General features: G+C 39.0%; 17 protein-coding genes. 13 read left to right on the plus strand and 4 right to left on the minus strand.

The window, feature by feature from the left end:
• The first annotated feature begins 117 nt into the window (after window positions 1–117).
• From Q0954_RS15210 to Q0954_RS15250, 9 genes are all read left to right on the plus strand, one after another.
• Window positions 118–1,788, plus strand: coding sequence for a hypothetical protein (locus tag Q0954_RS15210; protein ID WP_299458279.1), 1,671 nt, complete (start codon window positions 118–120; stop codon window positions 1,786–1,788).
• Complete coding sequence (locus tag Q0954_RS15215; RefSeq protein WP_299458281.1) at window positions 1,748–2,614, plus strand: PP2C family serine/threonine-protein phosphatase; 867 nt, start codon at window positions 1,748–1,750, stop codon at window positions 2,612–2,614. Before Q0954_RS15210 ends, Q0954_RS15215 begins: the two co-directional genes overlap by 41 nt.
• Window positions 2,615–2,985: 371 nt before the next feature.
• The gene (locus Q0954_RS15220) at window positions 2,986–4,743 is read left to right on the plus strand and encodes a WG repeat-containing protein (RefSeq protein ID WP_299458283.1); all 1,758 of its coding nucleotides are present in this window, start codon (window positions 2,986–2,988) and stop codon (window positions 4,741–4,743) included.
• Window positions 4,744–5,168: 425 nt separating this feature from the next.
• Window positions 5,169–6,881, plus strand: a complete 1,713-nt coding sequence (locus Q0954_RS15225; protein WP_299458285.1) for a WG repeat-containing protein — start codon at window positions 5,169–5,171, stop codon at window positions 6,879–6,881.
• 168 nt (window positions 6,882–7,049) lie between these two features.
• On the plus strand, window positions 7,050–8,024 hold the full coding sequence (locus tag Q0954_RS15230; protein WP_299458287.1) for a WG repeat-containing protein: 975 nt from the start codon (window positions 7,050–7,052) through the stop codon (window positions 8,022–8,024).
• Between the two features lie 61 nt (window positions 8,025–8,085).
• Complete coding sequence (locus Q0954_RS15235) at window positions 8,086–9,807, plus strand: WG repeat-containing protein (RefSeq protein WP_299458289.1); 1,722 nt, start codon at window positions 8,086–8,088, stop codon at window positions 9,805–9,807.
• A gap of 410 nt (window positions 9,808–10,217) precedes the next feature.
• Entirely contained in the window at window positions 10,218–11,360 is a 1,143-nt protein-coding gene (locus tag Q0954_RS15240; RefSeq protein ID WP_299458305.1) for a WG repeat-containing protein, read from the plus strand.
• Window positions 11,361–11,555: 195 nt separating this feature from the next.
• Window positions 11,556–12,677, plus strand: a complete 1,122-nt coding sequence (locus Q0954_RS15245) for a WG repeat-containing protein (RefSeq protein WP_299458290.1) — start codon at window positions 11,556–11,558, stop codon at window positions 12,675–12,677.
• A 100-nt stretch (window positions 12,678–12,777) separates the two neighbouring features.
• Window positions 12,778–13,779: a hypothetical protein gene (locus Q0954_RS15250; protein WP_299458291.1), complete on the plus strand. Its 1,002-nt coding sequence runs from the start codon at window positions 12,778–12,780 to the stop codon at window positions 13,777–13,779.
• A gap of 327 nt (window positions 13,780–14,106) precedes the next feature.
• Here Q0954_RS15250 and Q0954_RS15255 read toward each other — a convergent pair whose 3' ends face one another.
• Window positions 14,107–15,276: a BamA/TamA family outer membrane protein gene (locus Q0954_RS15255; RefSeq protein ID WP_299458292.1), complete on the minus strand. Its 1,170-nt coding sequence runs from the start codon at window positions 15,274–15,276 to the stop codon at window positions 14,107–14,109.
• Window positions 15,277–15,998: 722 nt separating this feature from the next.
• On the opposite strand from Q0954_RS15255, the gene Q0954_RS15260 reads away from it, so the two are divergent.
• The 3 genes from Q0954_RS15260 (at window position 15,999) to Q0954_RS15270 (ending at window position 20,487) form a co-directional block, all read left to right on the plus strand.
• The gene (locus tag Q0954_RS15260) at window positions 15,999–19,103 is read left to right on the plus strand and encodes a CHAT domain-containing tetratricopeptide repeat protein (RefSeq protein WP_299458293.1); all 3,105 of its coding nucleotides are present in this window, start codon (window positions 15,999–16,001) and stop codon (window positions 19,101–19,103) included.
• A gap of 254 nt (window positions 19,104–19,357) precedes the next feature.
• Entirely contained in the window at window positions 19,358–20,044 is a 687-nt protein-coding gene (locus tag Q0954_RS15265; protein ID WP_299458295.1) for an arginine-tRNA-protein transferase, read from the plus strand.
• Window positions 20,041–20,487, plus strand: coding sequence for a hypothetical protein (locus Q0954_RS15270; RefSeq protein ID WP_299458297.1), 447 nt, complete (start codon window positions 20,041–20,043; stop codon window positions 20,485–20,487). Before Q0954_RS15265 ends, Q0954_RS15270 begins: the two co-directional genes overlap by 4 nt.
• A 55-nt stretch (window positions 20,488–20,542) precedes the next feature.
• Here the strand turns inward: Q0954_RS15270 and Q0954_RS15275 are convergent, their stop codons facing one another.
• The 3 genes from Q0954_RS15275 to Q0954_RS15285 form a co-directional block, all read right to left on the minus strand.
• Window positions 20,543–20,851: a hypothetical protein gene (locus Q0954_RS15275; RefSeq protein ID WP_299458299.1), complete on the minus strand. Its 309-nt coding sequence runs from the start codon at window positions 20,849–20,851 to the stop codon at window positions 20,543–20,545.
• 566 nt (window positions 20,852–21,417) lie between these two features.
• Entirely contained in the window at window positions 21,418–22,140 is a 723-nt protein-coding gene (locus Q0954_RS15280) for a phytanoyl-CoA dioxygenase family protein (protein ID WP_299458301.1), read from the minus strand.
• 24 nt (window positions 22,141–22,164) lie between these two features.
• A complete protein-coding gene (locus Q0954_RS15285) occupies window positions 22,165–22,755 on the minus strand; it encodes an ElyC/SanA/YdcF family protein (protein WP_299458303.1) in 591 nt (196 codons plus the stop codon).
• Window positions 22,756–23,057: 302 nt separating this feature from the next.
• Between Q0954_RS15285 and Q0954_RS15290 the strand changes: the two genes are divergently transcribed.
• Complete coding sequence (locus Q0954_RS15290; RefSeq protein WP_299458304.1) at window positions 23,058–23,537, plus strand: hypothetical protein; 480 nt, start codon at window positions 23,058–23,060, stop codon at window positions 23,535–23,537.
• Window positions 23,538–23,552 lie beyond the last annotated feature (15 nt).

Genomic DNA, 23,552 nt, shown 5'->3' on the forward strand with positions numbered 1-23,552 from the left:
ACTTCGGAAGCTTATTTATATCTGGTAAAACAAAAACTCGCATAAACGTATTTGGCGAGCTTGCCCAGCACAAGTGCTCACGCACCTCACAAAATCTTCCATTTCTTAGTTTAAAATATGCAGAGGCATTTGTATTATATCTCAGGCATACAAATGCCTCCTTTTACTCATTATGTTTTTTATTACATAATGATCTTAGGGTGGGGTAATTGGGCAAGTGCGCAAGCCCAAAACACCTATCGTTGCACTTTAAAAGTGTCCCCTAAGTTGCGGCAAAAAACGGCAAATAGTGCCACAAAAAACAAATGGACTGTTTTTGTTGAACAATATAAGGACACACAATGTATTGGACTTTTGGGTAAACAAAAACTAAGTAATCAAACAAATCGGCCTTCCAAAAACTTAGCATTCAATGCTGCTTCTCAACACGTGATCCACCTCCGTTTTTCTTCCTCTCAAAGTCCGTTTATAGAACAACGCCATACTTTTAGTCTTACCAATGATTCGTTGGGTACTCAACAAACTCATACTATTCGGTTAGACACATACACTACCGTAACTATGGTACTGCATCAGCAGTTGCTCACCCCTACACAAACTGGAGCGCCAAGGTTGTGGGTAACCACTTATCATAAAGAAAATATTCAGGGAGTATCAGGAATAAAAGTGTTAGTAAAATACCTATTGCCACCAGGCGTAAATCAAGGCAAAGGGTATGTAAAAGCATTGATGCAAAAACGTCGCCCACAGCCATTGTTAATTTACAGAATAGAGCAGGGAAAGTTAGTAAACGACTTGATGCTTAATTTTACGTCTGATACTTTGAATTTTGCCTTGTTTATTCCTTACCATGAGTTGCCTTATTGGAGACCAAGCATTGGTTTTCAGTTGGTACATGTAGCCGAGGCGTGTTTACTCACAAGTTTTTGGGTAAAAACAAAATACAGACGCGAAGATGGCTATGATTTAAAAGGGCAGATATCACTGTTGCCTGTACGTAAATATAACGCAAGTGGTATATCGTTTGGAGTAAATTTACAATTACCTTCGTTTTATATCAAAAACTTAAAACATAACTTTTTGAGACTGCAACTTTTTGGGAAAGTAAACAATTTACAGAGGGTATGGGGGCATCAGCGGTTTCAGGTAAAGCAATTGGCAGGGTGGCAAAACAAGGTGTGGCTACGAGATTCTTTTTTGCCTTATGCTGTATTGGCAAAATATACTGGTAAGCTAAAGATTCAGTTGGAGGTAGGCGCGTTTTTAACTGGGCTTAGAAGCACCATCTTTTATACTGGATACCCCCAGAAACAATCAAGCAGAGTAATGTATAAAGAGCAAACCTGCGCTATTACATTACCCCCCATGCAATGCTTAAAAATACGTCCGGTATTTTTGAAAATGCGTAAAAAAGACACGATAACGAAACCTTTAAAAACGCGTACTTTACAGTTAACAGTGCGCATTCAAAGGTATAAGCTTTATCAAACAAGGCGGTACACTTACCAAAAAAAACTCCGGTTTGATAAAAACGAAAAAGATACATTGGCACTGGTAAAAAATGATACTGTTACTTTGGAAGTAACCGATAATGGCTACCCCAAAAAAGTGTTGTTTCATGCGAGCGTCAGCTGTACTGCCGATATTTTGAGGCGAAAGTTTTGGAAACTGAAAGACAAATATGGTAATTACCTCAAAATTGCGGTACAGAAATTAACCACAGGAAAAGACAAATTTTTACATACGAATGGCAAAAAAAAAACAAAAACTCTGGGTGGTCGTAGGTGATTCGGTTATGGGGCTAAACCACGTAAAAAATAATATTCCTTGTCAGGACAGCCACTTGTACGAAGAAATGGAGAATGGATGGGGTATTGCAATTGTAGCCGATGGTGCTGGCTCGGCAGATTATTCTCATCAAGGGTCTCAATTTGTAGTAAAAGAAGGGATGAGCTTGTTTAAAAAAATAGTCACCGAAAATAAGTGGACGACAAGTAAAAAACTGCCCGAACAGGACAAATGGCATAAGTTGGCAAAAACCAGCCTAAAGCAACTCAGGAATATGCTGGCAAAAGAAGCCAAGCAAACCAACAAAGAGTTGGGGCAACTGGCCTCTACCATTATGGTAGCTATTTTTTCGCCATTGGGCATTTTGTGCACCCACATAGGCGATGGCAGGGGAGGCTATAGTAATTCGAAAGGCGAATGGAAACCATTGTTTACTCCCTGGAAGGGTGAGTATGCCAATGAAACGATTTTTTTGACTTCAGACATTTGGGCAGATAAAGAGGTAAACAAGTTTGTAGAAAGCAAGGTAATCAACGAAAAACCATTTGCGTTTACGCTCATGTCTGATGGACTCGAAATGCATTCGTTTGAGTGCAGTGTGTGGGACGAAAAAGAAGAAAAATATTATGATCCTAATCGTCCTTATCAAAAGTTTTTCAATCCGGTAGTCAATGGTTTGGTGCAAATGAAGCAAAACCGTATGACTGATGATGAGATCAAGGGCAAATGGAATAAGTTTTTGCGTGAGGGTAACGAAAAAATCAAGAACGAACCCGATGATAAAACAATGATTATTGGAGCTTATTTTCCAAACGGAACCTCTTGAGTAGACCTTTCCAATGTTGAAACCATCAGGGTAAATTCAACTGCCAAAGTTTGTTGGTGGTATTATCTTGGATTAATGTCAAGCCCATGATTACAACCCTGGCATGTTTCAAGCGTCAGGGTTGTGGTGTTTTAGCGGGTAGATGTTTAAACTTAACATAATGCATTGTTATACTTTAGTCGGTTCTTTTTTACGACAGTGTTAAAGAAGGCAAACAAGTGTTGTCAAGTAGTAAGTAGTTGAGCCAAATAATTAACAAAAATCCTGTAACATTCCCCTTGTTTTTACTGTTTTAACAAGACATTGTAATGGCAATAAAATCAATTACTCAATGATAGCCAAATACAGTACAAGTAAAGAACCCCAACCTAATGAACCAACAATTTTTTACAAGCAAACAAAAACCTGTATTGCTACAGGCTACCCCAAAAGGCATAGGGGGCGAGGGCAACGTATACAGTGTAGTGGTGGATGACAATGAAGTGCCACTGGTGGCTAAAATATACCATACCAAAGAATTAGAAAGAGAAGCGACCAATCAACAACAAGGCAAACCTACCCGCGAAGCCAAAATTCGCCACCTGATGAGGTTCCAGGCGCAACTATCGGCCAATTGTTCGGCTATTTTTCCAGAGGAAACATTGTATAATGCACAAGGCGATTTTGTGGGGTTTTTGATGCGGGAAGCCCCTGGCGACACCGACTTATCAAGCCTTTGTTTGTTAAAACTATTTGCGGGTTTGCCCAGTCAGTGGCACCAAAAGTATGACCGTTATGAGGGGGCAGGAGTAGCTGAGTTTGCCCAGTTATGTCAGAAAATAGCCCAGGTATTTGCCCAGATTCATCAAACCGAAGAGTTGGTGTTAGTAGATGTAAAACCCGAAAATATCCATGTGTCATTTCAGGGCAAGGTATCACTGATTGATATTGACTCGGCGCAGGTGGTTAAAAAAAACGAAGTACTTTTTCCGGCAAACAAACTTACCCCAGAATATTGTCCTCCTGAATATCAAGATCTTCATTTTAAACAAGATTTTATTCCCCAAGCCTGGGATAGGTTTGCGCTGGGAGTTATTTTTTATAAATTATTGTTGGGTTTACACCCCTACACGGGCAGTTGTTACCCACCCTACGACGAGCTTACCACCAATGCCCAAAAAATAGCTGAAGGGTTGTTTCCACATGGTGCCCAAAAAGAATATTTTTCTATCATACCCCACCCTCATCAAAGTTTTAACAAAATGCCCGAAGAACTACGAGCGCTTTTTTATCGTTGTTTTGAAGAGGGACACCAAAACCCTGATGCACGTCCTCAGGCTACAGAGTGGGAGCAAGCCTTCGGGCAGATAGCCCATCACGAGTATGCGGGTATGGTGCGTGTGGCACCACCAGTACTCACCAAGTTTGAGTCGTCAAACAATGCTACTATTCCAGTACAGGCAGTCAAAGAATCAAAGGTGGTATTGTGGGGATTTTTCAGTGCCGCAGTCATGTTACTTTTTTTTCTGAGTATCATATTCAAAAACATTGCTGGTGAAGTGCCTGTGTATGCTGCCGATTATGAATATTACAAACAATACTTTCCTGGCGATTATCAGGTGGCCCATCCTATAATCGAAGGGCGTCGTTTGGTGCTCAATTACGGTAAGTATGGTTTTTTGAACAGCAAAAATGAAGTGGTTATTCCTTTGCAATACGATTATGCCGGCGATTTTAAAGAAGGGGTTGCTTGTGTAGCAAAAAACGGAAAGTATGGATTTATAGATGAACAAGGCAAGGTCGTTATCCCTTTACAATATGATGGTGCAGCATTTTTTTTCAATGGCAAAGCACAAATAGAAATGATTACTCCTAAGGGTAGAAAGTACCTCCTGATTGATCGTGATGGTAAGCCAGTGACCCGTAAGTATGACTATATCGGGGACTTTTATTACGGGAGAGCCGTGGTCAGAACGGGAGACCTGATAGGGTTTATTGATGAAAATGGCCACGAAATAATCTCACTGAAGTATATTTATGCGCATAACTTTGACGAAACAGGCGTAGCATTAGTAGGTGATAAGCTAAAAAAACATTATATTAATAAAGCAGGTGGGTATGTACGCAATTATGTTCCGCCTAAGCACTAAAACAATGATAATTTAGGAACGTATTCAAAATAGGTGTCCAGATTTTGGTTAAAGGCTCAAAGCTGACTGCGGCATTTTTTGAGGGCAAGGCAACATCCGGGGGATGTTGAGCCAGACCGTGAGACGGTACTACGGCTGAAAAAAATAACAAAAGGCAGTAATGAGAACCGCAGAACGAAGTTCAAGCTCTGCGAAGCTAATTTATTCTAAACCGGACAGTTATTGCGAACATGTTCCTTAGTAAAATGGAAAAAATAAAGTAATCCAAAAGAAGGCAGTATCTGTTTGTTGGACGATGAAAAAAATCTTTGCGTAGCCTTAGCTACGGAACTATTTTTTGAAGAAGTACAACGGTCAGAGACGAAATTCAGTGGATTAGGTTATTTTTGTAGTTTTACTTAATGCCTGACCAACGTTGTTACACTATGAAAAAACTGACTGTATATACATCTGATCAAATACCTGTTTTGCTTGAAAACCCTCCACTGGGACAAGGAGGGGAGGGGGTGGTATACAAAACCCGAAATGCTCGACTCAATGGTAACTTTGTGGCTAAAATATACCACCCACAAGAACGTACTGACTTACGTGAGCCTAAAATCAAATACCTGATTGAGCATGCTCCTCAACTGGAGGCGACCAATAGTGCCATTTTTCCCGAACAGCCTCTGTATAACCAAGCGGGCGATTTTGTCGGCTTTTTGATGAAACAAACCATCGACCAAGTAGACATCACATCATTGTGTAGCCTTACACCATCGGCAAAATTAGATGCCAGTTGGCATAAAAAATACCACCGTTACACTGCTCAGGGGGTGGGCAATCGGCTAAAAGTATGTTATAACATTGCCCAGGCATTTGCCCAATTGCACCAGTCAGGCAAGTTTGTATTTGTCGACATTAAACCAGAAAATATCAAGCTTACTTATGATGGCGCTGTGTCTTTGATAGACATAGATTCTATTCAAATAGCTGAAAACAATCAACTGCTCTTTGCAGCACAAAAACTAACACATGAATACAGCCCAGCCGAAATTGCCCAGCTGGACTTTAAAAAAGAATATGTGCCCCAGCACTGGGACAGGTTTTCATTGGCAGTGGTATTTTATAAAATATTGTTTGGGCTGCACCCCTATACTGGAAGTTGCCAACCACCTTTTGAGCAACATGTGACCAACGAACAAAAAATAGCCAAGGGTTTATTTGTACATGGGAGTCAAAAAAAGCATTTTAAAGTGATACCTACCCCTCATCAAAACTTTAAGCTTATTTCACGTAAACTACAACAATTGTTTTTACGTGCATTTGAAGAGGGGCATCAACAACCCAACAAACGCCCCACTATGCATGAGTGGATGGAAGTGTTGACCCAAACCAAGGCTTTTGAGTTTAAGTCAACTCATACTGTACAAAACTGGGAGCTGCAATCATTGTCAAGTGCTCATTCAAATGTGCAAGCTGGCGCACCGTTACCCTCATCGCCTCAAGCAGTAAATAGTGCTTGGCAAACTTTACAGGTAAAGCTTAATAAAAACATACGTTTAGTAGGCATGGTAAGTATTTTAGTAGGTGCAGGAATTATATTTGGGATAGCCAATAGTAGTTTGTCGTTTAACTCAAGTGATGCACCCGCGTCAGAACGCCTGCTTACTATGGGTACCTTTCACGATGGTGTTGCCTGGCAAAAATACAGCAAAGACAGTTATATATATGTAGATCGTTGGGATAAATGGGCAATTAATGAAACGTTTGAAGAAGCTTATGACTTTGCAGACGGAGCGGCAAAAGTAAAAAAACGAGGAAAATATGGCTTTATCAGTTTACAGGGACGGCAGGTTGTGCCGTTTGAGTATGACTACATAGAGGGAACCACTCTACCCACTGGCAAACGTTTACTTAAAGTAGGGCAAGGCAATAAGTTTGGCTTAATTAATCGGAATGGCGAACGAGTATTACCTATCATTTATGACAATGTATGGTATAACAGCAAAACAGGTGTGATAGAACTGCAAAAAGGAGCTAAGTTTGGCTTGTACGATCAGGAAGGAGTAGAACTTGCCCCGTTTAGGTACAAGTCACGCCAGGAAATGAAACAACAGACTAAGCGGTTACTCAAGCTATACCATTCTATCAAATAATCAGCAAATCAGTAACAACTGTTACCAATCTGGCAATTGATTGATCATTATTAATTACCCAGTAACTATAACTAATAAATACAACAACATAATTAAAGGTTTAGTTGATTGTTCTTATATTGTCAGTCAATAGACAAAGTATGAACTGTTTAAAACTCAAAGAAGATCATGACTCAGCAATTTGATGAGAAAAGTAAGGGCGGTTTTGGGCGCAAAATAAAGTTTACCCGTGATGCAGACGACCAAGAACCACAAAAAGGCAAGTACGAAGACATATTGAAAAGTGTAGTGGTTACAGGGTTTATTTTGGCGGCTTTGATTGCCTTAATTACTCAGGTAAACATACCTGAAACCAAACGACCAACGATTACTAAGAAAAAGGTAAGCGAAACAGAAAAAGAGCGGATACGCAGGTTAAAACAATATTCTTCAGTGGGGTATTTTCACGAAGGTTATGCCCGTGCCGAAAAGAACGGGAAATATGGCTTTGTAGATGAAAACGGCAAAGAGGTGATTCCGCCTAAGTACGAATGGGTAGGGAAGTTTAAAGAAGGAGTAGTAAGGGTCTTTAACAACAACAAAGCGGGGTATATAGAAAAGGCTGGTAAAGTGGTGATCCCTGAAAAATATGACGATGCATGGGAGTTTAGCGAAGGACTGGCAAAAGTAATGCTGGTAAAAAATATCAACGATAAAACGGTAGCAAGGTACGGCTTTGTAAACAAAAAAGGACAGGAAGTAGTCACTGCACAGTATGAAGATGCTCAAAGCTTTCATGGAGGTCTTGCTGCTGTACGCAAAGGAGGCAAGTGGGGGTATGTAAACCAGCTTGGAAAAGTAATCATTCCATTTAAATATAACCAAGCCAACAGTTTTATTGATGGATTTGCTATGGTAAGTGTGGGTGATGAAAACCCTCATTTTATTAGTCGACAAGGCGATAAATATGATGACTTTAGAGCTTATGAAGAGGGAATGGCCGCTGTCAGAAAAAATGGTAAATGGGGATTTATTGATGAGCAGGGCAAACTGATGATTCCTTACCGTTATGACGAAGTACGCTCTTTTAAGAAAGGGTGGGCACAAGTACGCACAGGCAAAAAGAAATATTATATAAATAAAGAAGGAAAGCGACTAAAATAGGTATGTAAAGAAGCGGTTGGATTAAGTAAAATGGCGCTGCCTTTCTGTTAAGAGACACAATATGAAGTTATACACAACAGAACAATGTATGTTGCTGAATGGGCAACCCTTGGGTAGTGGGGCAGAAGGAAATGTATATGAAGTAGTAGCGCCTGCTGCTTTTAAAAACTATGTAGCCAAGGTGTACCATCGCCATGAACAACACAAACATCGAGTGTCTAAAATCAAACACTTGATTACAGCCAGAGCAAATAGTAATATTTCTTCGGCAGTTATTTTACCTAAAGAATGTTTATATAACGAGGAGGGAGATTTTGTGGGCTTTTTGATGCCTAGAGTAAATGCCCCTTATCATTTAACCTCCCTTTGTAGTTTAAGCCTGCCCCACAATGCACCCGAAGCCTGGCATAACAAATACGCCAGAGTGCCTTATAATTTATATTTTCGTTTATTGATTTGTAAAAACCTGGCTGAGGTAGTCGCCAGCTTGCACCAAACCAGCCAGTATGTATTTGCTGACCTGAAGCCCGAAAATATAAAGGTAAACCTCAATGGCGATGTGTTTATCATAGATGTTGACTCTATTCAAGTTACTCAGGACCAGGCCTTATTGTTTGCCACCGAGAAAATCACCCCCGAATATGCTCCACAAGAGGTTAAACACATTCATTTTAAACATGAGATTGTGCCAGTACACTGGGACCATTTTTCACTAGGGGTAATTTTTTATAAGGTATTACTGGGTTTACATCCTTATACAGGTACTTGTTTGCCTCCTTACGAAGATTTGGTATCGAACGAACAAAAAATTCAAGCCAACTTGTTGCCTTTAGGCGATCAGGCACAACATTTTGACATCATTCCTGAGCCTCACCAGGCTTTTGGTCAATTACCACCACTTGTACAACAGTTACTGGAAGCCAGCTTTAGTGTGATCCCATCACAGCGCCCTGATGCATTATGCTGGCAACAAACCCTTGAAAAAGAGTTGAAAGTTTTGGGCAAACCCAAAATAAAAAAACAAGCTATAGTAATAACTGGCAAGTTGGCAAGCGTCGCGCGAACCCACCCCGTGGATGTACCCTCTAAACCCAGTAAAGCCCACCGTGATGTGGCCAAGTTGATTGCAGTAAACATTACAGCTTTTATGATACTAATGGCATTGGTACGTTTTGTGTCTGCCAGTAATTTGTTCAAACAAACTGCCTCGGTTTCTCCATTAGTGGTCACTCCTTTAAACAGTACGGTAGCAAGCAAAAAAACAACTTATTCAAGCCACAGGGTACTTCATCGACAAAGCCAAAAGTATGGGTTGGTAGATCGTAGAGGCAAGGTTTTATTGCCTTATGACTACGACTGGATAGGCAACTTTAGTGAAGGATTAGCTTCTATTGTATTAAGAACAAAAACTGGGTATGTCAATGCAGATGGAAAAGTGACCATTCCTTTGGTGTATGACGAAGGTTGGGCGTTTCGCTATGGTTTTGCCAGGGTAAGTATACGTCAAAAAATGGCCATGATTAATCAACAGGGCAAGTTGTTGGTGCCCTTGTATTACGACGGTGTATGGAATTTTGACCTCCCTGCCAAAGGTTTGGCTAGAGTAGAGCGTCAGGGCAAGTATGGATTTATCAACCAACAAGGCAAAGAGGTCATAGGGTTATGGTTTGATTGGGCTGATGATTTTGCCGGACGTGCCACCACTAAGGCAAAAATCAAAGGAGAAATTTATATTATCAACAGGCTAGGAAAAGTGCTGGGTAGAGCCAGACATCTTAAATAGTAAGTAGCAGCAAGCAGTTAGCTATAAGCTACAAGTAAAGATAACTCTCTCATAATATGATAGTTATATTTGCATATTAGGTATATTTAATTTTGTCTTGGTACATAAAACGGAAAAAATAAAGTAATCCAAATTTGGTGCAATATCTTATTGTCAGGCGATTGAAAAAATCTTTGCGTAGCCAAAGCTACGGAACTATTTTTTCAAGAAGCCTGGCGGTAAGAGTTTAGTCAAATGGATCAGGTTATTTTTGTAGTTTTACATAGAAAAAAGCTCCACTAGGTCTATGTTTATTTGTATGCGTTAGCAAACAATTGGGTTGTTTGGGCAACAAATTAGCAAAGCAGGATATACGCCGTTGTTCTGTTGTTAAACTACACACCAGTATTTACATTGGTTATAAAGCTGCTATGAAAAACTATTATGAAAAGCTTCAGGTTTCGAAAACAGCTACCACCGAAGAAATAAAAAAAGCATATCGGAAACTGTCTAAGAAGTATCATCCAGATATGCATCAAGGTGGTAATGAGTACGCCGAAGAAGTTTTTAAAGAGGTGAGCGAGGCTTATGAGGTGCTTTCTGACCCCACCAAAAAAGCATACTACGACTATCAGGTAGAACTGGCAAAACAGTATGCTGCTACCAACCAGGCTGCCTATAGCGCTACTGCCCAATCACCTTATCAAACTACCAAAAGCCGTAAGCAATACCGTAGTAACAGGCGTTCCAACGTGAAAATTGTAAAGTCGCAACGAGGTGCTAAGGGTATTTTTCCTGTGTTTTTAGGTGGTTTTTTGGCTATAGGCCTATTGGTAATATTTATTTATCAAGCCGAACAAAAAAGGTTGGCTGCAAGGGCCAAGTTGCCTGACCTAAAAGATGACCGAATGTTGATATATGACTTTATCCAAGACCATGATTATATTGATGGGTTCAGAAACGGATTATCCTGGGTGCTCGATAACAATAAGTTTGGAGTGATAGATACTGCCGGCCAAGTAGTAATCAAGGCGGTGTATGATTGGCATGGGTATTTCAAAGAAGGGATAGCACCAGTAAAACGCAACAACAAGTATGGGTTTATCAATAGCAAAGGCAAAGAGATTACCCCTATTCAATACGATGTTGTCGAAGATTTCTCTGAAGGCAGGGCTTTCGTCATGCAAAACCATCAATACAGTATTATTAACCGAAAGGGGAAAGAAGTAGTCAAGCTTAGTTATGACTATGTAGATGAGTTTAAAAACGGACTGGCAAAGTGTTACCTCAATGGTAAGTGGGGTTTTATAGACCTGCAAGGAAATGAAGTAGTAAGCTTGAAATACCACAAAGTATACTTGTTTAATGAGGGACTTGCCGCAGTACAATGGCACAATGGCTATGACTATAAGTGGGGGTTTATCAATAAGAAAGGCGAAGTGGTCATTCCATTTATTTATGATGACGTGAACAGTTTTGGGCAAAGTGGGGTAGCTGATGTTACATACAATAATGTGCATCAAACCATTAATAAAAAAGGAAAGTGTCTTGCCGGATGCTTTTCGCAAAAATAAACAAGTGGTGCAGGCAGAACTAATTACACTGTAAATTAAGTAAGTTGTTGCGTAGTTCGAGCTTATTTTGTTTGCTGGCGATCTTTAAAAATAGAGCATAGCCAAAGCTACGCGATTTTTTTCAAGAGAAGTCAGAGGGCAAAAGAAGCCGAAATAAGTAAAGATATTTAGTTTACAGTGTACTAATGCATACAAATGAAAGATTATTATCAGAGGCTAGGCGTAAAACCTACCGCAAATTTTGATGAAATAAAAAAGGCATATCGTCAGTTGTCAAAAAAATACCACCCCGACATGCACGGAGGAACACACACGTATGCTGAGGATGTGTTTAAAGAAATACAAGAGGCTTACCATACACTTGCAGACGATAGCAGAAGAGCTGCTTATGACTATCAGTTAGAAGTATATCGTAACCCACCTAAACGTACTGTATATAAAAATACACAAGGACAGCATACGTACCAGGCACCACATAACTACTATCGTAACTCTTCGGTAGAGGTATCTAAAGCCGATATATTAAAGTCTACGACTGTATGGGTGGCTTTAGGAGTAGGTGTAGTATGGATGGTTTTTATGTTCATGTATTACCTGAAAAATGAGGGAACAGGAGGCGATGACTACATAACTACAGGTAGCTCACTATCGGGCGAACAAAGCAAGTTGTTTAAGTTACGCGAAAAATACAGCCAATTAGGGCCCTTGGAAGATGGTGTAACGTGGGGGTATAAAAATGGGAAATACGAGTTGGTAGATACTTCGGGCAAGGTGTTGTCGGCAAAGTATGATTGGGTAGGAGGGTTTAACGAAGAAGTAGCGGTAGTAAAAAAAGCGGGTAAATACGGCTACGTAAAAAATACCGGGCAGGAACTGACGCCTTTTAAATATGACTTTGCCGAAAAAGTAACCGATAGAATAGCGATTGTTCAATACAACAACAAATACTATATTTTGCATTTTGAAGGTAGGTTTAAAAGCATTGAACTTACAGGAGTATCGGCAGTGGGGACTTACGCTGAGGGATTGCTGCCTGTAAAATTAGCTGCTACAGAAAAGTGGGGATATATCAATGCTGAAGGCAAAGGGATGATTTTGCCAGCTTATTGGGATGTTACCGAGTTTAGAGATGATTTGGCAGGTGTAAAAGATACTTCTACCCATTTGTGGGGATATATTAACCCTTCGGGTAAGTTGGTTATTCCGTTTAGTTATGAGAAAGTGACCGTATTTAAAGATGGAAAAGCCAGGGTTACACGTAACCATAAGACCTATATTATCGATAATATAAATAGATGTGTAGCTGATTGTGACTAAAACAATTCATAACTACCTCTCGTCTTTATCAAGTGATCATTTTTTGTACATAGAGCGCTTGTGATGCTTTATGGCAAAACCATTTTTAACCCGGAAATTTATGTACCAACTACCCTCAAAAGTGCTCAATAGTCAAGGTCAAACTGTTGAGCTAAAAACCGCTCACTTAGGAAGTGGGGGCGAAGGAAGTGTCCACGCAATTTTGAATAATAGCCAATATGACAACCATGTGGCCAAGATTTACCACGAACGAGAGCGTTCTGAGAGAAGGGCAAGAAAAATAGATTATTTAATTCAGCATCGTCCTGAACTTCAAGACAGTTATTCAGTCATTTATCCTGAAGAACCTTTGTTTGACGAATCCAATAATTTTATTGGTTTTGTAATGAAGAGAGCCTTAGGAGAAGCAGACCTTACCTCGTTGTGTTCTTTGAAGCCTTCTTCAAAGCTAGACGATAGTTGGCATAATAAATTTGACCGGGGTACGTCAACAGGTTTGTACAACCGCGCCATGTTGTGTTTCAATATTGCGGCGGCTTTCAGCCAGGTGCACCGCTCCAAACATGTGGTATTTGTAGATATAAAGCCCGAAAATATCAGAATTACTCAAGATGGTCGAGTATCTATCATTGACCTGGATTCGGTACAAATTATTGACAATGGTGCCTTGTTGTTTAATGCCGAAAAATTAACTCCAGAGTATAGCCCCGGAGAAGCCAAGCAATTGAACTTCAAATCTGACCTTATTCCCGAAAACTGGGATCGTTTCTCGTTAGGGGTTATTTTTTATAAACTTATGTTTGGTTTACACCCGTTTACGGGCACTTGTCGTGACCCTTACCATAACATGGTCTCGAACGAGCAAAAAATAGAGGCAGGATTATTTCCACAGGGAATCAGGGTACAATATTTTGATGTGATTCCTGAGCCTCATATCCATTTTGAGGTGTTACCCAAGCTATTACAACGGTTGTTTATCCGTTGCTTTGACGGAGGTCATTACAACCCCGAACTACGTCCCTCAGCTTATGAGTGGTGTCAGGTGTTGCGTAATATTTCTCAAAATGAATACAAACCCCGGAAAGCAAAAAAAGTGTATTAATTATCCCCATTTTGGTCAAATATTTCAAAAGCCATCCAAGCAATAGCCTTTGGGTGGCTTTTGGCGTTTGTCTGCCCATCGGTAATTATGGAAGACCTGTCAAAAAAAACAAAGTTAAGTAATTTTGGTATACACTTCTATAAATATCAGCGCTTGGTTTTATGAATATTGCTTATCCTTCACTTACTAAATCAGAATTATCTTATTTCTCTTGCTTCTATGCAGCCTTCCTCATCAGTGGTTAAATATGAGCATAACTTGTAACATAATGAGTATAAAATAAAGTGCAAAGCTCATAGCCATTCCGTTTTTCAGTGATAGATGCTATTAAAATGCTTCGGCAATATTCAAGTAATAATTATTGGTATTTTTGCCAAATCCCCAATCCAGGCGTATATTCAGTCTTTCTCTTTTTTCTAATAAGAACCTTAATCCCAGTCCAGCAGAAATCCTCAGGTTCTTGATGCTAAAGTCTTGGAGCCTGTTGGCAACATCTCCAAAACCGACAAAAGCCACACCACCCAAACGCCCAATCAGTTGTTTCCTGTACTCTACCTGTGCCGCCAGCAGATGCCTCTCTATAAATCGGCCTTCATAATATCCTCTCATGATCTCCTGGCTTCCAAAAAGTGCCAGTTCATTAAAAGGTACATCTCCATGGCTGATATGTGCCTTGAACTGGAATGCCAGCACATCATCATTCTTGAACGGCTTGATGTAATGCTTCAGATCCAGCCTGGTAAGATTAAACCGGTGCTCTCCGCCCAGCGACTTACTGTAAATACCATGCGTTAGTTCCATAAACCAACCTTTGGTAGCATTAAGAATATTATCCCTGCTGTCATATACAGCCGCAAGCTCCAATCCTATATTGGTAGCTCCATTGGAGCCAGGGAATGTTTGTTCATCAAGTATTCCGTTTTCTTTTGGCTTTACGTTGTAAACTCTGTTATACCTGATACCGCCACCTATGAATAAATGCTTGGTGAATATTCGTTTCAATAACAATGGCTCAAACAATACCTGGTTAAAATTAAAATGTTCTTCATTCTCTGTGGGCGTACTCCTGCCAATTCCATAATATAAACGAGGAAAATCCTGGTAAATAAAATTACCATATATCATCCACTCTTCTCTGTTGGTAAATATTTCAAAGCCAGAAAATAAAATAAACTGGTTTTCTAAAGTATACATGGCAGAAAGCGGCATATTGGAAGTTCTGGTCTCATCTCCACTACCCCTCATTTTAAACAAATACTTAGCGCCAACCCCAAAACCCCAGCTTGTTTCAGGGCTAAAAGTGATAATGGGTGCCAGTATGATTTTGGAAGGATATAAACTGGAGTCTGCTGCGGCAGCTTTCTTGTTCGGATGTATAGTGAAGAACTCAACAAACTTTTTCATGGTTTCTTCCTCTGTGTCATGTTCCTTCTGAGCGCTGACAGTGAAGCTTAAAAATAAAGCGGATAATATGGGTAAAAAAATAAGTCTTTTCATGCAATACTCTGTGGAGTTTTAGATTACCTTTTAAATAAAAGAGTGGAAGCTATTTTTGTGTTTACGACACCTAAAAAACACTTCCACTCATGAGCATCAAAGTACTCATCACGCAAATATTGGGTAAAATGCCCGAAATTCATAAGTGGTCATACAATTTTATGGTTTATTTATTTCGGCTTCTTGGTGCCATAATTTTGAAAATTTACTTTGTTATGGTCATTATAATGAGGTTACTTACCGTAGTTGGCATACTACTATTTTTGATTTTTGTAGATTCGATTACCTTTTGAGCCTTAGTAATAACTCTTTAGGTGGTTTTTTGTATTTTGGTATTAAACCATAGTTATTGCCTGCCCATCGATAATTATAGAAGGTCTGTCAAAAAAAAACAACTTTGAGTAATTTTAGGAGTAATTTTGGTAGACACTTCTATGAATATCAGAGCTCGGTTTTATGAATATTGCAGCTCATCCTTCATTTACTAAATTAGTAATTACCTTATTCTTCGTCAGCCAAGTTTTTATGTGAAAGCAACGACATCTCAACGCATGACATGTCAAATGTATTGCTGAGGAACATACCATTGGGGTGTACCCAGCCACTTGTGGGATTGTCACATATTATTTTGTTTTGTCCCCAAAAAATTAATCAGACATAAACCTATGAAGTTTTTAAAACCACTGCTATTTGTAAGTATACTTTGTATAATGGTCCAATCAATGACTTTGGCTCAATCGTCTCGTAACTTGTCTGACACTACTGCGGCGAATAGGTTGCTGGCTACTGGGCAAAAACTCTTGTTTATAGGAAAGCCTGACAGTGCTGCCCTATACCTTGAAAAATCATCGTTTAATTTTAGGCGGGCAAACCAACTTAAGCGAGCATTGCAAGTGCAGACAAAACTGGTAGAAAGCCTATGGAGAAGTTATCAATTGAGCCGGGCGCTAAAGCTGGGCAAAAAGCTATTGAAAGATGCCGAAAAATATAAATACCCAGAAGTAACGCTTGAAGCCTTATTGAACCTGGGGTATATTCGTACCGAAAATGGAGATTATGACCTTGCCATTGATCGTTTTAAGCAAACCTTGACAAAGAACCTGGCGCGCGCTAATCGACTTGCTACATTGGCTAGTTTAGGACTAGGGCGAGTATATTTTCTGAAAGATCAATATAAGCCTGCCCTGGAGAATTTTAAAAAAGGTTTGAAGCTAAGCAAAACAGTATTTGGAGAGGGACACCCAGTAGTAGCACAGGCATTACTCAATCTGGGCATTTTTTATACAAATCAGGGAAGTTACTCGCTTGCCCAAAAAAACTGCGACCTTGCATTGGGTATAGCAAAGGCAACTTTTGGCGAGGAAAGTATCTTAGTAGCAGATATTTATGTAAGCATTGCCAATATCTACCGTGACAAACGTAGCCTTGAAAAATCTTTGGAATACTACAGCCAATCATTGATTATTTATCAGAAAATCACGAAAAAAAATAACCCAAAACCTGCCTATTGCTATTTGGGCATGGGCGATGTATATAAGCAACAAGATGAATTTGATAAGGCAAGAGAGTACTATAACAAAGCCTTGACTATTTTTCAATATTCTATAGGCGACTACCACCCAGTAGTAGTAGAGTGTTATTTGGGCTTGGCAAACCTGGCGTTTTTACGTAACGATTACGGGCTTGCTCTTGATTATTATAATAAGGTGCTAGATATTAACTACGATCTGCGGGGAGAGTATAATAAGAGTTCGTCAAATGCTTATAACAATATTGCAGCAATTTATTATTATGGTAAAACTGAGTATGTAACTGCCCGGAGTAATTTTCAGAAATCCCTTGATAGTGACCGTATTTTGTATGGAAACAAACACCCCAATGTTGCCAATGCTTTTTATAATATTTCGCAAACTTACAATGAGCAGGGAAGGCGCGAAACAGCTTTGGAATACCTACAACGTGCGTTGACCGCGAGCATTACCGATTTTGATGATGAAAATATTTACGTGAATCCGCCATTGCGAAACTACTACGTAGAAAATGACTTGTTTCATTTTCTTAAACTCAAAGCGAAAATTCTTCAGGCAGGTTTTGAAAAAGATGGCAATGCTGATTTGAAAGGTTTGAAAATAGCGTTGGATACTTACTATCTGTGCGATACGCTGGTAGAAAAAATCAGGCAAACCCACACTTCTGAAAAAGATAAAATAACCTTGGGAAGAGATGCTGCTAAATTGTACAAAGCAGCCGTAAGTGCCAGTTATAACTTGTACAAGTTTACAGATAAATATAACATAGACCAATTAGGTAAAGGGCTTGATATTGCCAAAACCAAAAAGTCATTCCTGAAAGATATGTTTTATTTTTCAGAAAAAAATAAAGGAGCTGTTTTGTCGCAATCGTTGGTACACTCCAAGGCAAAAGCATTTGGTGGTATTCCCGATTCTTTGTTATTAATAGAAGATTCACTGAGTAAAAAAATTGCGGAACTTAAACTCGAAATTGCTGCCAAGCCCGACAGTGTAACAGAGCTAATGTACAGACAGAAACTGTTTAATGCCCACCGTGAGTACGATGATATCATCAAATATTTTGAGACCCACTTTCCTAAATACTACGAATTAAAGCATAACCTGGGCGTAGCTCCTATTGACTCTATTCGTCAGTTGTTGGATGATTCTACTGCCATTGTTTCTTATTTTACTACCCCCGAAAAGATATTCATGGTGGTAGTAACCAAAAACGATTTATTGGTAAACTCAGCCAATAAAGAGTATCGTTTTGATAAGTATGTGGTAGGAGTACGAAAAGGAATCTTGTACCAACGTAAAAGTTTTTATGCCAAGTATGCTTATAAACTGTATAAACAGCTTTTTCCGGGTAAACTACCAGCTTATTTAAAACACCTGATTATTATACCTGATGGTGAGTTGTCAACGATCCCGTTTGAAGCACTTATTACAGATAAAAACTATGAAGGTAAAAGTTTTCAGGAATTGCCTTACCTCATTAAAAAGTATCAGGTAAGCTATGCCTTTTCAGCAAATTTACTTTATCAAACATTTTTGCAACACAAAAATGACCAGAAAAAAACCACACCTAAACGAGAGTATGTAGCATTGGCTCCCGTGTTTGATGACAAGAAAGTGGCTGGGATGAGCATCAAAACCAAAACCACCCTCAAACTAATGGATTCGGCAGTGTCTGATACTTCTAACGTTACTCGTGGTTTGTTGCTGAGCGGCGAATATGTATCACCACTTAAGGCGACCGAAGAAGAAGTGAAAGACATCTTAAAAGAATTTGACAAGTACAATAAAGCAGGCGAAGTACACACCCACTTGAAAGCCAACGAAGCTTTTGTGAAAAATGGAGGACTGAGCAATACTCGTTATATTCATATTGCCACCCATGGGTTTGTAAACGAGGAAACTCCTGAACTCTCAGGGTTGTTATTGGCACAAGATAGTACTATTAATGAAGACGGAATACTATATTCTGGCGAAATTTATAACCTAAAACTGTCCAGTGATTTGGTAACTTTATCGGCGTGTGAAACAGGACTGGGTAAAATTTCAAAAGGTGAAGGAGTAATAGGGCTGTCACGAGCACTGCTTTATGCAGGTACCAAAAACATTATGGTGTCTCTTTGGAAAGTGGCTGATCATTCAACTTCCTTATTGATGATGGATTTTTATGAAGAGTTGCTGAAGCACCCGAAGGAGAGCCAAATAGAAGCTTTACATAAATCTAAACGAGATATGATTGCCAGTAGCAACTATGCTGCACCTTACTACTGGTCGCCTTTTATTCTGATTGGTAAGTAGTCTGGCACGTAAAATAATGTGAAAAACAGCTTGGCTTTCGTCTAAAGATAAGTTTAAAGTAGGTGTTTGGAATTAAAAATTACTTTTTTAGTGCTGAACATGAGTTTTAAACATCCTCTTAGGTGAATTGGCTAGGCTGTTTTATTTTGTATAGATCTTTTGTAGATTTAAAGAAAACAATGAAATAGTCTTGAGCTTTTGTGGGTAATGATAAAAGCCAGGCGGAGTTCAATCATCAAAATCTTTGAAGAGCAATGGAACTGGATCAGGAAGAGCCTTGGAAATACATGGAGATAGAAAGACTGACCCCCAGGCAATTGGAGGTGTTGTTGGCCGACGGGTGGAGACACTTTGGTACTTTTTTCTTTCGTGATAGGATAAGCTGGAATAATGGCAGGCTTACTCCGGTAATTCCATTAAGAATAGATGTCAACAGATTTAAACCAAGCAAAAGCCAGCGCAAAGCATTGCGTAAAAATAATGATACCCAAGTAGTGTTTAACCCTGCATCTATCAATTCAGAAAAAGAGGCCATATTTCATGCGCATTGTCAGCGGTTCAAAGACAATGTACCCTCTTCTATTTATGATTTTGTAGACCGTAACCCCTCAGTGGTGCCTTGTGGCTGTACTCAAGAGTGTTGCCTTTACCTCAATGGCCGCTTATTTGGGATTAGTTTTATTGATGTAACTCCTGGAGCGGTTTCTAGTATTTATGCCATGTTTTTGCCTGAGTTTTCGGCGTATAGCCCCGGTTTGTACACCTTGTTAATGGAAATAGAGTTTGCCAAGACTCAAGGCAAAAAATATGTGTATACTGGCTATTCTTTTGCTGAAAACTCGCATTATGATTATAAGAAAAAGTTTACTGGAACGGAATTTTACAATTGGCAAGGCGTTTGGCAACCTTTAGAAAACCTTGATCAATCACCTGATATATGAAAACTTATAGTATTACATTGATATTAACCTTGTTAGTGTGGGGAGCTTACGCCCAAACTGATACAGATAAAGGTTGGATAGTATACAAAAAAGCCAAACAGATAGAGGCAAAGTCTGCCCGTAAAGTTCGGAGGTTTAAAAATAAACCTGGGTCGTTAGTGACTTACTTTTATGCTTCGAAAATAAGGCAAGACCAAAAGTGGAAAAAAGTATTACCCAAAAAAACACCTTGGTCACGTCGTTTGACCTATGCCTTGAACAAGTACAAAGACTGGACTTTTACTAAGTTTCGCCTGGTGAGTAAAAAAGAACATAAGCCAGGTAAATTGTGGGTAAAAATATGGGTAGAGATAGAATATAACGGGCGTAAAGACAGTGGCACCGACGAAGTAAGCCTGGAGCTTATTGATGGCAAGTGGGTAATTGTAAGCTTACCTACCTAATAAATATGACCAAAGGGGGTAATCCCCTCTGGTTTATAAGCTGTTTGACAGCCGTCTACTTCTCTTGAATTTTTTGGTTGAGTAATGCAATGGCTTTTGCTTTAAGTTGTTGTACTTCTTCTGTGTTGGCTTTGCTGGCTACCATTTGTACAAAGTAAATCAAGCCTACCTCATAACCATCTGGCGAAGGGTGACTCTTGCAATAATCTATGATATACTCAATTGTAGCTTTGGGGTCTAAAGAGTCTACATACTCGTCTCTTATAGGACTGCTGTCGCGTGCCTCACGATAACTTTTTGATTGATTTGTGTCATTTTTATCCGAACGATAAGCAACCAAAGGGGCTGGGTACCAGTGAGCCATTGGTGAATAAGCAGGAAGGGCTAACTTATGTGTAGGGTAGGTTGTCTCTGCAAATAAGCTGGAGCCAAGCAGTAAACAAATAAACATGATAAATAGCAACGAAATATAGGATACCATAATAGTGGATATTTAATAAACTGAAAAAGTGTGAAACCAATGCCTGCCTGATGTTAATAATGAATAAAATACATGCTGGTTGAAAAATGGTATTTTAAGAACATAGCAATTATTTCCGAAAATAAGCGCACACTGGATGTTTCACCATAAACGATGGGCGTATACCAGTGAGCGGTTTTTTAATATGTTAGTAGGAAAAAGCTTAAAAAGGGAGTAGACTTGGGGGCTGCATAACCATTCCAGATATCATACTCTTATCTGCATATCTTCCTGATAATCGGGTAGTACTCTATACGAATCAATGTCTAAAAAGTTGGGGTGGTGAATTGTACTATATTGTTTTTTGAGTAGTGCTTTGTGATATTCGTAATTATTCAACTTGTTGGTTTATAGTAGGTTATTTGTGTATGTTGTTTTGGTGAAAAAAAATAGGGTTGTATTATACAAGTTTATGTATAATCCTCAAACCATCCTAAATGCTTAGGTAACTTCAGGTTACTAAATTCCAGGTGTATTACTCTACGGTGGAGCATACTCTTATTTTTTGACGATGCATGCCAGAGTAAAGGCGACATCACAAATATGCCTCCTTTTGGCACTTCACAAGTAATTTCATTATACGTTTTTTTGAGATCAGTAAGGTTTTGAGAAGGCTTGAGGCCTGGTGTGTGAGATGCTTCTAATATTTTTAAAGCGCCATTATTCGCAGTACAATCATCTAAATGAATGCGTAGCGTTATAATGTTTTCTAAATAGTTTATAGGAGGTTGCACTGACCAAAACCCAGTTTTTTTTATCCATTTTTTGAATCCCACAGGTATATCATCAGGCTTTTGTTTTACATTAATGGTTAAATCCTGGTGCCAGTTTACCACCCAGTTAGACTGGGGTGGTTTGTCGAAATAAATGGCTTTGACACAACGGGCAGGTGAGTTCAAAAACTGTTGTTGGAGGATTTGTTGTACGTGATTATCTTTTAGTATTGTCTTAAGTGAGGGTATTTCGCCTAATAAATTACGAATAGCAAACAAATCTTGGTGGGCTCTAAAGTAACTGTTGTCTTGTGGCAGTGGTGTCTGGATGATTTGATTAAGGAGCTCCTGAGTCACTTGTGCAGGCAGGGTGTATGGATAAATAGCATACCCTTTTTCTGAAATTTGTGTTTTGATCATTGACTAAAAAATGTTAAACAGGTACTAAGCCCCAATTTCTATCTTTTCACCTAAAAACCTAGGTTGTTTGTTGGTCACATATAAATCAAGAAAAACCTTTACCCTGGCGAGTTTTTCACGTAATTGGGTCTTAAACCCCATATAAAGGTTAACATCTTTTGCATTGAAAGCCACCGCTTTCATACCATAATTGGAGGCTATAAACAAGGCTCTTTTGTTATGAAAAGGCTGAGAAATAATGGTAATGGCTTGTTGTCCAAATACCTTTTTGCTGCGAACAACTGAGTCTAAAGTTCTGAACCCAGCATAATCGAGTACAATGACTTCAGAAGGAACTCCACTGGCAACCAATGCGTTATGCATTTCACGGGGTTCATTGTAATAATCAAAGCGGTTGTCGCCACTTACCAATATATATTTTATTTTTTTAGCTTTATAAAGCGCTACTGCGGCTTCTATTCTGTATTTGAAGTAAAGGTTAACCCTGCCGTCGCTGAGCCATTTGCTAGTACCCAACACCAAGCCTACTTTGTTGGCAGGAATCTGACCTACTTTGCTGAACAAGCCTGGGCTGCTCTTTTGTTCAATGCGCCAATTGCAAAATACAATCAGCATTATATTTATAACAATGATTCCAAGAAATATTAGTCCCAATTTTTTTAATTTTTTCTTCATGGTCATAGTGTTGTTAGGCTACTTTGGTGGGTAAAAGTACAAAAACCTGTTTGTTTTTCCATACATTTGTCAAGTGCTTCATGCCTTGTTGATTGTTTTACTATAATTAGTGTAGGTATTACTACTATTTTTGATTGTTAACCTTGCAAAACCGTGCTATTGTTTTGTGAGTGATGTGATTATTTGGTATTTTAGCTATATAGCAAGTGTAAAGTTGCTTAAAAACAAAAAACACCAAAATTATGATCACATTCTATAATAGCCGATTTGTGAAATTTCAATACTACGAAAGTGAAGAAATTTTGCAACAAACCTGGAATTACACCCATCATCGTAATCATTTACATTTTTATCAAAGTATTCATCAGTTTTTATACATTATTGATGAGTATAAAACCAAAAAAGCCTTGATTGATTTTTCTAACTTTACTTTTTGCCTTGACGCTCAGTCACAAAAATGGATAGAGAAAAATTTATTTGTTAAACTGGCAAAAAAAAATGTATCAAAAATAGCTTTGGTTAAAAGTAAAGACCACGATACGCAAGACTCATTACAGACACTTTTTAGTGTAGGTATGGAGCAACAACCTATAATAACGCTATTTTTTGATACCCCCTGTGAGGCAAAACAATGGCTAACCACAAAACCTGTCCAAGGTACTAGTGCGCCAGGAACTAAGTTCCTTTTATATTATATCCTTGCCATTGCTTGTCTTTATTAAACCCCTTGAATTTCC

The sequence above is a fragment of the uncultured Microscilla sp. genome (assembly GCF_947493425.1).
GTDB lineage: Bacteria > Bacteroidota > Bacteroidia > Cytophagales > Microscillaceae > Microscilla.

Bases quoted from the DNA above. Each gene is read 5' to 3' on its own strand.
- Q0954_RS15210 (WP_299458279.1), top strand. From the start codon at position 118: ATGCAGAGGCATTTGTATTATATCTCAGGCATACAAATGCCTCCTTTT.
- Q0954_RS15215 (WP_299458281.1), top strand. From the start codon at position 1,748: ATGGCAAAAAAAAAACAAAAACTCTGGGTGGTCGTAGGTGATTCGGTT.
- Q0954_RS15220 (WP_299458283.1), top strand. From the start codon at position 2,986: ATGAACCAACAATTTTTTACAAGCAAACAAAAACCTGTATTGCTACAG.
- Q0954_RS15225 (WP_299458285.1), top strand. From the start codon at position 5,169: ATGAAAAAACTGACTGTATATACATCTGATCAAATACCTGTTTTGCTT.
- Q0954_RS15230 (WP_299458287.1), top strand. From the start codon at position 7,050: ATGACTCAGCAATTTGATGAGAAAAGTAAGGGCGGTTTTGGGCGCAAA.
- Q0954_RS15235 (WP_299458289.1), top strand. From the start codon at position 8,086: ATGAAGTTATACACAACAGAACAATGTATGTTGCTGAATGGGCAACCC.
- Q0954_RS15240 (WP_299458305.1), top strand. From the start codon at position 10,218: ATGAAAAACTATTATGAAAAGCTTCAGGTTTCGAAAACAGCTACCACC.
- Q0954_RS15245 (WP_299458290.1), top strand. From the start codon at position 11,556: ATGAAAGATTATTATCAGAGGCTAGGCGTAAAACCTACCGCAAATTTT.
- Q0954_RS15250 (WP_299458291.1), top strand. From the start codon at position 12,778: ATGTACCAACTACCCTCAAAAGTGCTCAATAGTCAAGGTCAAACTGTT.
- Q0954_RS15255 (WP_299458292.1), bottom strand. From the start codon at position 15,276: ATGAAAAGACTTATTTTTTTACCCATATTATCCGCTTTATTTTTAAGC.
- Q0954_RS15260 (WP_299458293.1), top strand. From the start codon at position 15,999: ATGACTTTGGCTCAATCGTCTCGTAACTTGTCTGACACTACTGCGGCG.
- Q0954_RS15265 (WP_299458295.1), top strand. From the start codon at position 19,358: ATGGAACTGGATCAGGAAGAGCCTTGGAAATACATGGAGATAGAAAGA.
- Q0954_RS15270 (WP_299458297.1), top strand. From the start codon at position 20,041: ATGAAAACTTATAGTATTACATTGATATTAACCTTGTTAGTGTGGGGA.
- Q0954_RS15275 (WP_299458299.1), bottom strand. From the start codon at position 20,851: ATGGCTCACTGGTACCCAGCCCCTTTGGTTGCTTATCGTTCGGATAAA.
- Q0954_RS15280 (WP_299458301.1), bottom strand. From the start codon at position 22,140: ATGATCAAAACACAAATTTCAGAAAAAGGGTATGCTATTTATCCATAC.
- Q0954_RS15285 (WP_299458303.1), bottom strand. From the start codon at position 22,755: ATGCTGATTGTATTTTGCAATTGGCGCATTGAACAAAAGAGCAGCCCA.
- Q0954_RS15290 (WP_299458304.1), top strand. From the start codon at position 23,058: ATGATCACATTCTATAATAGCCGATTTGTGAAATTTCAATACTACGAA.